Genomic DNA, 14,294 nt, shown 5'->3' on the forward strand with positions numbered 1-14,294 from the left:
AAATTTTTATTTTAGTTAGTTAAAGTTGTTGCGCTACTATGTATAAGTCAGGGGCCGTTTATACCAGTGCATTCAGTATCGACTTGATGAATATTTCGGGGGTACGGTCCTCTACGTATTGCATTATAAGGTCTTTATGATTGCTATTAGTGCTGAGGGCGGTGTTCACCGCTGTTGTTAACGAGTTTACATTATCGGCTTCAGCCAGGTAAATGCCCGGAATCTCATCGATACCTCCCGCGCAATTTGTGCTGATTATAACTGGGTTCAGGATCATCATTTGCAGCAATACGTTCGGAAAACCCTCTTTGATTGATGATATAACGCAGGCTTTTGCATGCTTAAAATAAGGCATTGGGTTTGCGATCCACCCTTTTAATACTACCCGGCCTTCCAATTTTAATTCACTGATCAGTTTTTGAAGCGAGGTTTGCTCCGGGCCTTCGCCAAATATCAGGAGCTGCAAATTGGGGCGGGAAGCTTTAATTTCATCAAAAGCCATAATTAGTATATCAAAACCCTTTTCAGGGATCAGCCGCCCAGCTGCGCAAATAAATTCAACAGCGACATCGGCGGCGGGCAGTGCTTCTTCGGCCTTTATTAGGTTTTGTTCAATGTCGATCGGGTTTTTCTGAATGATAACCCTTCGCTTGTCGATGTATGGGAGATGCTGTATAAAGCTATCCAGCATGCTGCTGGTTTGGCATACAACCAAATTTGCCCCTGGGTAGCCAAGCCGATACGCTATCTGGTAACTCAATTTTTTTAAACCGCTGTACCGGGTTAAAACAGATGAGCATTCCCTTACTATGAGTTTTGATTTTAAATATCCAATGCGTTTTAAAAAACCAAGGAAAGCATTTAAGTAAGGATGTGTACTAAAAATAATATGATCTGTGCGGTAGGGGCTTAAGCTTTTTATTAACCTGGAAAAGCCACTTAATATGCTTCCGTTGCTCACATATTCAACTTGTTGATCGCTGGGGATATTTAACCCCCCACTTTCAACTTTCTTTAAAAATAGCAGAGAAGCGTTACTTGCACGGGCGGCCTGTAACAGTATGTTCTCGGCGCCATTTGCCTTGTTGGTAATTGAAACAAAAAGTAATTTAGGCTTCATCTTGGGCATTAGTTAGGATTATTAAGGCTCTTCAGCTTCCTGATCACTTTTTTAAATGGCCCCATTGCACTCAATACTTTGCGTTTTCCGTCAACAATTAATAATCCATCTTCAAAATTTATAGTATGCAATCCTTCATCATAAGGTGCCTGAGGAAGTAGTTCAAAAGCGGTATGGTATTGAAAATCTGTTTCGGTTATAGTGGTTATTTCATTGATCATTACAGAGCCACCATAACACCTTTTTGGATTTTGGCTGGGCATATAAAGCTTTTGACCAACAACGAATAACCTGCCTGCCGACCGGCTCACGTTTGACGCCACATTTATCGGGTTTTGTTTATGTGCCTTAAATGGAGCGTCGAGGGTATCGGCATAAAATAAATACAGTACACCGTGTTCTCCCGAAACACTTGTAAAGAGCCAGTATTTGTTGTTGTAATGGATAATGGAACTGTCAACAAATGCCTGGCCTTCCAGCAACACCCTAATCTTTTCAAACTTATACGGGTTATTCATATCAATTTGATAAAGAGCCACCTGTTTAGCTCTGCCTGTTTCCGGAATACAGTATAGCCGGTTACTGTCAGTGAACATGTGAGGATAAGAGAGGTGTATTTCGTCTTCCATGATGCCATTTACTTTTTTCTTGTTTTTGAAATGCATGTCATCGGTCATCATGATCTCGCCTTTTCCCTTCCAGAAATTAAGCTCTTCATAATAGAGATGTAAACGGCCATTGATATTTGCAGTAAAAGGATCGGCTGTATAATCCACTTTATCTTCTGATAACCAATTGATTTTTCCGTTTAGCTGCTGAGTGTGGATAAGGTTTTCGGGAGATTGTGATATATAACCTATATTCCATTTGTCATAACTAAACACTTTGTGAATAAATGAAATGAATGAGGAGATAAGGTCTTTCATAAATCGAAATTTATTTTTAAAAAATGACAGGAGTGTTAGTGACATAGGCAGATAGTCGGTTTCCTGCAGCAGGCTTCCGCCAAAACTATCTTTGAATTTGTTGATCTTTAAAAGTTCGGTATCCGATGTATTGTAAGCATAGCCACCCAAATCATATATTTTAAACCCAAGCTGTTTAAAAAAGCGGATATCTTCAAAATGCAGCAGGCGGTTTGCCCGGCCTGTAACAGCCCTTAACTGGCTGTCATTTTCATTTCTGAACAGGGAAGCCGAATGCAATAGCCTTACTCTTTGTGATGAATGATCGCGGATGTAAGCGTGCATAACAATATCCTGATCCTGGTAAACCGCTTTGGTGATAAACAGGTGCGGCTTGTATTTATAAAATTCTTTATTAATTTTTTTCAGGCCTTTGGTAACTGCAAATGCATTGTAAAAGTCAATAAAGGCTTTAATGCCGGTACCCATCACGGTTGATACGCCATCTTTAATGGCCCTGCGTATTTCGTATGATGTGTTTTTATCAAAATTGGCTTCAATATCAGGTACAGGTACGGTTATATCAATTATTTTGGTAAAAAAATCCTCTTTGCGATATCCCGGAACAGCTTCACTGCTTTTACTTTGTTTATAGTATTTTAACAGGCAGCCCCATAAATTGGGCTTAGCGGCAAACCACACAACTGTGTATGGTACTATACGCATAGCCCTGTTGTTAATCTGGATCATAAGGTTTAGAGTATTTTAAGCTACCTGGTATGTTGAAATTGCTTTTGAGCGCTGATCTTTAAGCCATTGTGTATACACAAGCAGTTTCCAGATCTGCGTTGCCCTGTTCCATTTGCCGCTCATGTGGTCGTTTATCATGGCAAAGGATTTTTGTACGTTAATACCAGGGATGTTCTTTAACTCGCTGATTGAAAGATGGTCCATTACGTGATCTCTCAATTCGTTTTTAAACCAATGGCTTAGCGGCATTGTAAAGCCGGATTTTGGCCTGTCAAACAGCTGTGCCGGCGCATATTGGTATAGTATATCTTTCAAAATCCTTTTTTGAATGCCGTATTTAAACTTATAGCTGTCGGGCAGGGTTTGAGCAAATGCAATTACCCGGTAATCCATAAGCGGCGCCCTTGCTTCTAACGAAAAAGCCATTGTGCCCCTGTCGACCTTAGTATTTATATCACCGTTTAAATAGGTCTTGGTATCAAATGCCGACAGCTTTTGAAGCATGCTTGTTGATTTTGACGACCAGATATCCATGAACGGAACCTGCAGGCCAATGTTAGGATTTTCGAGCCATGAGTATTCCAGGCCGCCCAGCATAAGCCCGTAAAGTGATTTAACCTCCGGATTGCAGATCCCCATTGCAATTAACTTATGGCGATAGTTAGGGGAGATGCTAATTATATCGGCTATTCTTTTACGCAGCGCCAACGGGCATTTAAACAGCTGATTAACCATGTTAAACCATTTGTAACGGCTGTATCCTAAAAAGCTTTCATCGCCACCATCACCGCTTAAAACCACGGTAACATGTTTTTTGGTGTGTTTACTTAACAGCAGGGATGGGATGGCGCTTGAATCGGCAAAAGGCTCGTCATAATAGCGGCCGAAACTCTCAATCAGTTCGAGGCCTTCTTCTTTATTACATTCAATCGTATGATGGTCTGTTTTTAAATGATCGGCAATTTTTTGAGCAAAAACGCTTTCATCAAAACCTTTTTCTCTGAATTTTATGCAAAAGGTTTTTACATTGTTATAGTTTTTTGAAGCTATGGCCGCAACAAGTGATGAGTCGATGCCGCCTGAAAGATATACACCAAGCGGCACGTCGGCATGCATGCGTATATCAACAGCGTTAGTAATCAGTCGGGTTAAATCGGCCTGTGCTTGCTGGTATACTCCTTCATAGCGTTCGGCATGGTTTAAGTCCAGTTCCCAGTATTTTCTTGTTCTGAAACTGCCGGTGTTGCAATCAAAACAAAATGAATGCCCGGCCTCAAGCTTTTGGATTTCGTTCCAGGCTGACTTGGGTTCGGGAACGTATCCCCATACAAAATATTCGTTAATAGCTTGTTCATTAATAGTTACATTCCGGCCTATACATATTTGCGATGGCTGGCTGGCAAATTCAAAATCTAAACCATTTTGGGTATAGTAAAATGGTTTTTTGCCAAGCCTGTCGCGGGCGCCAAAAAGCTGGAGCGTGCGGGTGTCAAAAATTACAAAGGCAAACATGCCGTTGAAATGGTTGACACAGTTTTCGCCGTATTCAAGATAGGCGGCTGTAATAACTTCTGTATCCGAATCGGTCTGGAATCTGTAACCCAGGGCGATGAGCTTTATCTTTAAGGTTTTATAGTTGTAGATTTCGCCATTAAATACAACTTTAAGGTGATTGTAAGTTAAGGGTTGATCTGACCGGTGATCCAGATCAACAATAGCCAACCGGTTATGGCCTAAGGTAACCGGACCATTGTGTTCAAAGCCAGAATAATCGGGGCCCCTGAAATCGGCCCTTGCCAGTTTTTGAAATATGATGTTATCGTCATACCTCACTGTTGATCCGTAAATGCCGCACATAAAAAAACGTTAGGGGTTAATAGTTTTGTTTAATTAGCAAGCAGGGTTTCATATTCCATGCCTATTTTCTCGAGACTAAAGCGATCAACGATATCGGCTTTGATATTAGGATGCTGCCAGGTTTGATTGCATGCCCTGATAATTTGATGGCGTAGTGTGCAAAGATCATTTTGTTCGGCTATAAAACCGTTAAAGCCTTCCCTTATCAGTTCGTTAACCCCGCCAACTCTGAATGTAACTACCGGAACGCCTACCGACAGTGCTTCGAGCACTACATTAGGGAAGCCTTCGGTAAATGAGCTTAAAACCAGTAAGTCATGCTTAGAAATAACATCGGCAACATTTTTAATTTCGCCGATAAACTTCACGCGTTCGTTGAGGCCGATATTTTGTACCTCTGCTTTTAAGGTGTCCATCAGCGGGCCCTTGCCGGCTATAGTTAGAACATAGTTTTGAGGCAGTGCTTTCATAACCTCAAGCAAGCGAAATAATCCCTTCTCTTTGATGAGCCGGTTAACTGCAATAAGCCTCTTTAATCCTGAAATTTGATTTTGAGGTTTTATTGCATTCGTTATAATAACCGGGTTATGAATAACAATAAGCTTGTTTAGGTTGATATTATAAAACCGGGCTATGGATTGCTTCATTTCTTCAGACTGGCAAACTATTGAGTTAAAGCGCACAAACAAAAACCTTGAAAAGTAATTGTAAAAGCGGGATTTAAATTCATAAAACTGCGCCATTTGTTGAGGATTGTTAGATGCCCTGGCTATTAAATTAGGCACTTTAACAAACATTGAAACAAAGGCTACCAGGATATTAATATGATCAGTAGTTGAAAAAACAGCGTATGGTTTTTCATCTTTCAGCAGCTTGCGAAGTTTAAAAAATGAGCGTGAAGCTTTTATTGTTTTCAGGTTTAAAAATCTGATACCTGCTATTTCTGTTGAGAAACTGCACTCGTCTCCATTAAGTAACACTACAACTACCTCATAATCGGGCTTGTTGAAATATTGCGATAGCAGCCAGTAAACACGCTCAGAACCACCTGTGCCAAGGGAACCAAGAACAAGGAAAATCTTCTTTCTCATTATAAATAAAAATCGGGATCAAGTTTTAAGCAATAGCTAATTCTTCCTGCACTGGTTCGGTTTGTTTTACCGGGTCTTTTAACCTGTTGTAGTGTAATACAGCGAAATAAATAAATATAGTAGGGCCGTCCACGCTCATCAGCCACCCGTTATGCGACAGCGCATTTAATGAAATTGCTATGAATGTGAAAAATATAGCTACATAAATTGCACTCCCTTTATGTTTTACGTTTTTTATAGTTTGCCAAAACAGTCGGACAGTTTTGTAATATATGGCCCATAGCAACCCCAGCCCCAAAAACGGGCCGAGCAGGGTAATAAACATCAGGTAGGCATTGTGCGATGACAGGCCGAATGTAAACAAGGGGTTTCGGTAAGTTACGTCGTTCCAGGTTTTGCCATAAAATATAAGCCCGAAAGGATAATCTGCAAATATTTTAAGGTTTTCGGCAGCCATGTCGGCCCTATTAAAATCATTGGCCTCTTTAGCTTGATTTTTTGACAGGATGTTGTTTTTATCGTCAGTGTTATCTTTTAATACGTAAGTGTACAACCCAAAACATATGATCACTGTAGCTGCAACCAGGAAAACGGCTCTATAGCGATAGTAAATAAACAGAAAGAGCGTTACACCGGCTCCAAAGCTTATAAATGCCGACCTGTTCATGCCAAGGTAAATGCAGACAACGCAGGCTGCTAAAACCAAAACCCTTGCTATAAGATATTGCCCTGTGGTGCATGAGGCAATGAAGGCAAACGTTGTAATGGCCACAACCTGGTATCCGAAGTTAAATTGTGTTACTGCCAGCCCTGCAGGGCTTTGTTTAACCGGTTCGCCCAAAAGCATGCTCCTGATCGGATCAATGGTACCTGCCATGCTGTGATCAAGTACCATAATGATCATAGAGCACATGAGCAAAAAGAAGAACATTAATATTGAAGCGTAATAGCGCGATTTATTTGCACCTACAAAATAATTAAAGTATAACGAACATGGTATTATAGTAAGGAGAATGGCAAAAAAGGTAATATAATTGCTCATCCCTACTACCTGGTATAAAAAAACGCCGATTAAAAAAATTATTAACTCCTTGGTATAGCCGAAATCCAGCAAAGGTTTTTGCACAAAGAATAGCAGCATGCAAAAAATTACAGGCGCAGGAATCCTCAAAGTATCTGTCATGAAAATGTTAAAAGCAAGTGTGTACAGATAGAAGAGCATTAAACCGTAAAAGAGGCACTTTTTAAGCAGCATAATAAAGTGGTGCTATTGAAAAATTCGTTTTATTGTAGAAAATATAATCTTCAGATCCATGAAAAGATCCTGGTTGTCAATGTATTCGAGGTTCTTGCTGATCTTTGATGGAACTATTACCTTGATATACATATCTTCAGGATCATCGCTGCCGGCCAGGATATCATTTTCATCAAAATATTTGATAGATGCCCAGTCTGTTACTCCCGGTTTAACACTTAATACCCTTAGTTGAGCAGGTGTATACAGGTTTACATATTTCCGTACTTCGGGGCGCGGGCCAACAAAGCTCATGTCGCCTTTTAATACGTTTAGTAATTGCGGCAGTTCATCAAGTTTGTATTTCCTGAGCCAGTAACCAACACTGGTGATCCGGTAATCTTTACTACCTATGGTTAGTAATCCGGCCTTGTCCGAGTTTATGTACATGGTGCGGAATTTGAACAGTTCAAACTCATTTCCATCTTTCCCAACCCTTGTTTGTTTATAAAATGCGCTTCCCCTCGAATTTATTTTAATAGCTATGGCAATTAAAATAAACAATGGCAGCAACATTATCAGTGCTATAAGTGATATGCCAATATCAAAAAGCCGTTTAATCATAACTCTATTTTATAATTCAACTTTTGCAAGTTCTTTAGATTCTTCCAGCACAGAGTTAACTGAGTTTATTACCGTAGTAACTATGAAATCAATCTGCTCGCCGGTAAGTTGAGGATAAATAGGCAATGAGATTTCATTTGCGTAAAGGGCATAAGCTGATGGATACTGAGCGATCTTATAACCCAGATCTTTAAAAAGAGTAAGCATTGGCAGCGGGGTAAAATGTACATTGGCCATGATCCCTTCAGCCATAATGCTTTCAATTATATGGTCACGCTGTGCCTCTGATATGCCTTTGATGCGCAGGGCAAACAAGTGGTAGGATGATTCCCTTTGCTCGTTTTTCAGTGGTGGTTCAATAAACCAGTCCATCGATTTGAACCTGTTACAATATATGGATGCAACATGCTTGCGCATAGGGAGCAACCTGGCTTCATAATTTCTGAGTTGGCCGAGGCCTATTGCTGCACAAATGTCGGGCATGTTGATTTTGAGGCCCATAAACAGGATGTCGTATTTCCAGCCGCCGCCATTACTTTTGGTAAAGGCATCTTTGGTTTGGCCGTTAAGAGTATATAGTTTTAAATACCGATGTTCCTCGGCCGGAATAAAGCAGGCAGGCAAATTGATGCAGATACAACCTCCTTCGGCTGTAGTGATGTTTTTCACCGCGTGAAAAGAAAATATCGATACGTCACTATACTTTGCTGCCGGTAATTCATTTATGGTTGCACCGATTGAGTGAGCTGCATCGGCAATTAAGAGGATCCTACCTAAAATCTTTTGCTTGGGACTTTCAGCAACAAATAGTTTTTTAATTTCCTGTTTATTGATAATCGCCTTTAATTCTTCGTAGTTGCATGGCCAGCCGGCTATGTCAACAGCAATAATTGCTTTTGTTTTTGGGGTTATTGCTTTGATTACAGCTTCTGTGGAGATGCAGCAATCGTCATCAACATCAACTATCACCGGCGTAGCCCCGCAATGCAGTACACTTAAGGCGGTAGCACAATAGGTGTATGCTGGTATGATAACCTCGTCGCCTTCCTTTATGCCGAACCATTTCAGCATTAGGATAGCTCCTGATGTCCAGGAGTTTACGCAAACAGCTGCATCCGAAGCTGTAAGCTGCTTCATTTGCTGTTCAAGTGCGGCTACTTTGGGTCCGGTGGTTATCCAGCCAGAGTTAAGCGTGTCCATAACCTCGTTTATAACAGCCTGGTCAATGTAAGGTGGCGCAAAAGAAATTTTCATATCAGGTTTAATAGAGTTAGTTTCCGGCGGGGACCCGTTCCAAAAAAGCGATTGCTTTTTGAGCGTAATCACGGGCTAATCGTTTATAAATGCAATATTTTTCGGCAAGGGCATCTGCCCAGGTATAATTTGAAAAATCGAGGTCTTCCAATGAAACAAAAAGGTGATGGTTTTTTTCTAAGAAAATTTCAAGCTCAGCAAATGTTTTGTCAGAACAGGTTTCGGGATGATAATTGAATGTCCAGGTGTATTTTGTTTTTTGTTCAACTTCTGATAGTTGAACAGGTACCCAATTAAAGCCAAATCTTACATAAGGCGACTTAAGCAGGCCGTCACTTATTATTTTAATGTTGGTGTATTCGTGTAAAGCAAGTAATGTATTACGGTCAAAAGTATGTGCAGGAGCAATAAAAACAGTGGGGCTGATATTTTCACGTTTGAAAATTTCGGCCGCTTTTCTTATTTTTTCTTTTTGTGTTTGCAATGGCAAGCCTGCAAATTCCGACCGGTTATTCATCTTCAGTAGGCCGGAGTTGTGATTTATGTAATAATGATCAAAACCGTGCATGCCTATCACATAATTTTTATTTTGAAGTTCGCGCACCAACTGCCAGTAGTAAGGATTGAAATTACCGCAGGCTTTTAACTTTGGGTCTTTATTTGCCGGTATAACAGCAATTATGGGTTTTATGTCATACTTGTCAAACAGGATGAAGAAACGCTCCCATTTTTGGAGGTTATTTGTCGGGCATAAATCATCCAAACGAATTAAGTACTGTAGCATATTAACAGTTTGATAGTTTTATAAAGCTGGTTGGCTGTTTGTTAGTTGTGCCGCTGTTGCAGTTGCAGCAATGTGCTTTTTGATTAACGTTTCCCATTCTCCCAGGATCTTATCGGGATGGTTGGTTTGAGATATTACGCGGGCCTGATTTCCAAGAGTTGTTTTTAAAACTTCGTCGCCGGCCAAGCGGTGTATTGCATCGGCTAAATCAATTATTGACCCTCTCTTTACCAGTATTCCATTTTTGCCGTTATTGATGATCTCCGAAGGTCCAAAATTGCAATCAACCGCTATGGAAGGGCATCCGAAGCTCATAGCCTCAACTAAAGCGTTGGGATATCCCTCGTTGCGCGATGGCAAAACAAACATTTCGGCCTGGTTATAATAATCCTGGAGGTTGTTTTTGCTGCCAGGCAGCAACACCCGTTCTCTTAACCCGAGATTAAAGATCTGGCAAACAAGGTTAGCGCGTTCTTCGCCATCGCCAACGATTATCAGATCGACGTCGGTAAGGCCTGATTTTGCATAGGCTTCAATAAGGATATCAAAGCCTTTTACATAAGCCAAACGGCCAACCCCCAAAATAAACCTCCGATGGTGAACCTTCTCCTCTGACGATAATGGGAAAATAGTAACAGCATTTGTTATGCGCACGATATTAGTGAGTACTTTAAAGTCTTTATCCTTAAGCAGGCAGTCCTCTACTCCTTTAGCACTTACTACAACTGCTTCGGCTCTTTTATATAAGTTTAAAGCCAGTTGTTTACGTAAATAGTTAAACCTGATAACACTTCTATCGGGCGAAGTGCGCTCTGAAACAATGTAAGGCACCCGGGTTAACCAACAGGTAATGCCAGTCCAAACATTGGCGGATGTAATGAACGATAAAGCGCACACCGGTTTTTGAGTCCGCAATAACTTGATAAGTTTAAAAAAAGTTTCGGCAATATGATACAACCTGTAAATAAATGAGCTTTTTTGACGGTCAGTTAGGTAAAATACCTTAACATCGTCATCAATTTCATATGCTGGAACATCATTGTTTAAAGAAATAAGTACCGACTGGAAGTTGTTTTTATTAAAATAATTAGCAAGCGAAATGATAACTCTTTCTGCTCCTCCGCCTTTAAGCGACGGAATAATGAAAAACAGAACGGGTTTTGAAAAGGGGGCGGCTTGTATGTTCATGTTAAATGCGCTGGCAGTTATAGGAGGTATTTTACCGTATCGTACGCTTTACGAAACCGCTTGTTTTGTAATTCAAAAAGCAGATAGCGTTTTATATAAAGCAGCAAAAGTCTTTTTTTAGCGATCGCGGAGTATGTGAAATTTTTGATGATTAAATTGAAATCACTTATAACCATTTCCATACGTGCTTTGGCGTTGATCATGCTCCATACGCCGCCCTCATGATTGCGGTAACAGCTCATTACCTCGGGTATTACGTAAATTTTACCGCCAGTATGCTGAGTGGCCCATAGCTTAAACATTTTATCTCCGGCAAAACATTCAAAAAACCAGGGGGCAGTGAATAACTGAAGGGTTTCGGGAATATTGCGATAAACAACTGTTGCCGTTTTTGTTTCTTCCTGTTTCCCCGCCAGCAAATCGGCATATGTATGTATTAGTGGTGTTGGGTTAGGATGTACGTAAAGTGTTTTGTTATTAACGTTTATCACTTTGTGGTAATGGCAGCAAATAACGAAGTCGGCATTATTTTCTAAAAAATCAACCTGCTTTTGCAGTTTATATTCATTTGTCCAGTAGTCGTCGCCCTCGCAAAGAGCTATGTACCTGCCCCTGCACTGTGTAACACAATTAATTAAGTTTTTATGTGTGCCTAAATTGGCAGGGGAGGCTATAAGCTTGATCCTGCCGGGATAGGTTTCTGAGTAAAATTTAATTATTGACTGGGTTTTATCTGTCGAGCAATCGTCGCCAATGATGATCTCAAACTTAAAGTTGGTGTTCTGCATCAAAAAGCTTCGGATAGCCTCGGAAATGAATTTTTCATGGTTGTAAGTAATACAGATAATACTTACCATTATTTCATCATCATTCATACCGTTCCATTTACATTCGCAGCCCTTACATTTATTTCAGATTCAATTTTATCAGTCACCAGTGTGCCAAAATGTTTCGGTTTAAAGTTGTTGTCGAAGTTTTGTGCACGGAGCAGTAACCTGCAAATAAGGTCAAGATCTGACAGCGATAGCGTATGGTATAAGGGAAGGCAAACCACCCTTGAAGCTATCGAATCGCAAACAGGCATTGGTTGGCTTTTTACGTATGGCAATGATGATAGTGAGGGGTAAAAATACCTCCTGCAATAAATCTGTGCTAACTCTAATTTTGCTTTACTTTGATGCATCAGCGCCTCTGTTTGAAAAACGACCGGGAAATATGCATAATTGTAATCCTGTTCGTTTTCAAGTTTTTGAAACTGAACATTCAGGTTTTCCAGGCGCTGCAGATATTGCTCATACAAATACTTTCTTTTTTTAAGTATCTCGTCAACATGGCGCAGGTTGCATAAACCCATTGCAGCATGAAACTCGCTGTTTTTGGCGTTGATGCCTTCCTCCGAGAAAGTATCAACACCTGAATATCCGAAGTTGCGCATCAGTGCCATGGTTTTTAATAACTCCGGATCCTGGGTAAATACAGCGCCGCCTTCGATTGTGTGATATAATTTGGTTGAGTGAAAGCTGGTTACACTGATGTCGCCATATTCAAATACGGAGCGGTTTTTATAAAAAGTACCGAAGCAATGTGCGGCGTCATAGATCACCTTAAGGTTATGTTTATCAGCAATAGCCTGTATGGCTGTTATATCGCATGGGTTACCGAATACATGTGTTGCCAGTATAGCCGATGTGTAGGGTGTGATGGCCGCTTCTATTTTAGCCGGATCAATATTCAGTGTCTCAGGATCGATATCCACAAATACGGGTTCGCAACCCTGCCATACTATGGTGCTTGTAGTAGCAACAAATGAAAATGGCGTTGTGATAATTTCTCCGCTTAAGTTAAGTGCTTTGATGGCCAGTTGTAAAGCTATTGTACCGTTTGTTACAAACAGCATATGACTAACGCCCAGGTATTGCTTTAACTTTAATTCGAGCGTGTTTACAAGGGGCCCGTTGTTGGTGAGCCATTGCCTTTCCCAGATACTTTTAACATAGGCTCTGAATTCCTTTTCGGCAGGGAGAAATGGTTTGGTTACTGGAATCATCTTTTTAGGATTAATTGGTTAAAATCTTTAATAGCGGAGAGCTTAATTAACAAACTGGCACTATAATAAACCGCGATGAATACTATGAGTAATATGCCAATTTGCATAGTTGGGATGAAAAAATCATTGATCACCAACTTGTCGAGGAAATAACAGCAGAGGCCAATGCCTCCGGCTAACACCACTGTAGGCAAAATATCTTTTATTTGCTCGGTAACGGGGTAGTCAATTAAACGCCCGCTGTAAATAGAGTTGATATAATAGGCTATTACATTAAAAAATAACTGGAAATATAACAAGCCATAGATGCCGAAGGGGATAAAACACAGGATCCCGACAACGCTCAAAACTTTTTTAATAACTTCCAACTTTAAAAACAGCGCGCTTTGCCCCATCACTTTCAGCACATTTAAGTTGTATGAGTGCAGGGGATACATGATGCCTCCTATACACAGCAACTGGAAAATAGGAACAGCAGGTAACCATTTATCTGTTAATAAAATATGAAACAGCGGTTTGGCAATGATACACAGCATGATGAGTGCCGGTGCATTCCAGAATACTACCTGTTGCATGAGTCGTTTGTAAACATTTTTTAACTGCACCGGATCGTCTGATATTTCTGCAAACATTGGGTAGGTAACCTTATTTATAGCAGCAGAAATGTTACTTATCGGTAATTGGCTTATCGAATCGGCCCGGCTGTAGTAGCCAAGCTGGGCTGCCGAAAAGAACTTACCTATGATTATCAGGTAAATGTTTTGATAAACGGTATCAATTAAACCCGACAATGTCATTTTATAACCAAAATGAATATGTTTTTTAAAGCATGCTTTATCAAAGATTAGTGCCGGTCGCCAGCTTGAGGTAATCCAGTGTATGGCTGTTGATAAAAATGAGGTGCATAAACCCATCCAAACAAGGCTCCAAACGCCGTACCCTAATTTTGCAAGTATGATACCTAATATTCCGCCGCCAATAGCTGATGGGATTTGAATGTTAGTTTGTTTTTTAAACTTCAGATCCTTAACCAGCAAGGTGCTTTGTACACCAAAAAATGCGTTTATGATCAAAATTAAGGTGTAAACCCGCACAACAGAGGTTAACAACGGTTGATGATAAAAAGCAGCGATAAGCGGCGCTGTTATAAAAAGTATCAGGTAAAGGATACTGCTGCCAATGATATTAAAATAGAAGACGGTTGAATAATCGCGCTGACCGGCATCGGTTGTGCGGATCAGCGAAGCAGTAAGGCCGCCATCCAAAAGACTATTGCCTACCGATATAAAAAGATATAGCATAGCTATCAAACCAAATTGTGATGGCTCCAGGATCCGTGCCAGAAATATGGATATGCCGAAGCTTACCACTTTTGAACTTAATTGCTGCCATAGCGCCCACACTATGCCAGATACCGCTCTTTGTTTATAGCTCATAATT

12 protein-coding genes are annotated in these 14,294 nt (G+C 40.5%); all 12 read right to left on the bottom strand.

All coding sequences use genetic code 11. From position 1 onward, the window contains the following. Positions 1-58: 58 nt before the first annotated feature. Positions 59-1,129 carry a glycosyltransferase gene (locus J3L18_RS05500; protein WP_129567600.1) on the bottom strand — a complete coding sequence of 357 codons (1,071 nt, stop codon included), beginning with the start codon at positions 1,127-1,129 and terminating at the stop codon, positions 59-61. Further along, positions 1,129-2,775, bottom strand: a complete 1,647-nt coding sequence (locus J3L18_RS05505; protein ID WP_129567601.1) for a glucosamine inositolphosphorylceramide transferase family protein — start codon at positions 2,773-2,775, stop codon at positions 1,129-1,131. Before J3L18_RS05505 ends, J3L18_RS05500 begins: the two co-directional genes overlap by 1 nt. A 15-nt stretch (positions 2,776-2,790) precedes the next feature. Continuing rightward, entirely contained in the window at positions 2,791-4,632 is a 1,842-nt protein-coding gene (asnB, locus tag J3L18_RS05510; protein WP_129567602.1) for an asparagine synthase (glutamine-hydrolyzing), read from the bottom strand. A 29-nt stretch (positions 4,633-4,661) separates the two neighbouring features. Beyond that, a complete protein-coding gene (locus J3L18_RS05515; protein ID WP_129567603.1) occupies positions 4,662-5,723 on the bottom strand; it encodes a glycosyltransferase in 1,062 nt (353 codons plus the stop codon). A gap of 25 nt (positions 5,724-5,748) precedes the next feature. Continuing rightward, on the bottom strand, positions 5,749-6,906 hold the full coding sequence (locus J3L18_RS05520) for an O-antigen ligase family protein (protein WP_189549005.1): 1,158 nt from the start codon (positions 6,904-6,906) through the stop codon (positions 5,749-5,751). Between the two features lie 84 nt (positions 6,907-6,990). Then, positions 6,991-7,581 (bottom strand): sugar transferase, encoded by a 591-nt coding sequence (locus tag J3L18_RS05525; protein ID WP_112654419.1) that lies wholly within the window; start codon positions 7,579-7,581, stop codon positions 6,991-6,993. A gap of 9 nt (positions 7,582-7,590) precedes the next feature. Then, the gene (locus J3L18_RS05530) at positions 7,591-8,835 is read right to left on the bottom strand and encodes a DegT/DnrJ/EryC1/StrS family aminotransferase (protein WP_129567605.1); all 1,245 of its coding nucleotides are present in this window, start codon (positions 8,833-8,835) and stop codon (positions 7,591-7,593) included. Positions 8,836-8,851: 16 nt separating this feature from the next. Next, positions 8,852-9,619 carry a DUF2334 domain-containing protein gene (locus tag J3L18_RS05535; protein ID WP_129567606.1) on the bottom strand — a complete coding sequence of 256 codons (768 nt, stop codon included), beginning with the start codon at positions 9,617-9,619 and terminating at the stop codon, positions 8,852-8,854. Positions 9,620-9,637: 18 nt separating this feature from the next. Next, positions 9,638-10,807, bottom strand: coding sequence for a glycosyltransferase (locus J3L18_RS05540; protein WP_129567607.1), 1,170 nt, complete (start codon positions 10,805-10,807; stop codon positions 9,638-9,640). Between the two features lie 17 nt (positions 10,808-10,824). Beyond that, positions 10,825-11,682: a glycosyltransferase family 2 protein gene (locus tag J3L18_RS05545; protein ID WP_223266064.1), complete on the bottom strand. Its 858-nt coding sequence runs from the start codon at positions 11,680-11,682 to the stop codon at positions 10,825-10,827. Next, positions 11,679-12,854 (bottom strand): DegT/DnrJ/EryC1/StrS family aminotransferase, encoded by a 1,176-nt coding sequence (locus tag J3L18_RS05550; RefSeq protein WP_129567608.1) that lies wholly within the window; start codon positions 12,852-12,854, stop codon positions 11,679-11,681. The genes J3L18_RS05545 and J3L18_RS05550 overlap by 4 nt, the downstream gene beginning before the upstream one ends. After that, a complete protein-coding gene (locus J3L18_RS05555) occupies positions 12,851-14,290 on the bottom strand; it encodes a lipopolysaccharide biosynthesis protein (RefSeq protein WP_129567609.1) in 1,440 nt (479 codons plus the stop codon). The genes J3L18_RS05550 and J3L18_RS05555 overlap by 4 nt, the downstream gene beginning before the upstream one ends. Positions 14,291-14,294 lie beyond the last annotated feature (4 nt).

Origin of the sequence: Mucilaginibacter gossypii (assembly GCF_017569325.2) — a bacterium.
GTDB classification, from domain to species: domain Bacteria; phylum Bacteroidota; class Bacteroidia; order Sphingobacteriales; family Sphingobacteriaceae; genus Mucilaginibacter; species Mucilaginibacter gossypii.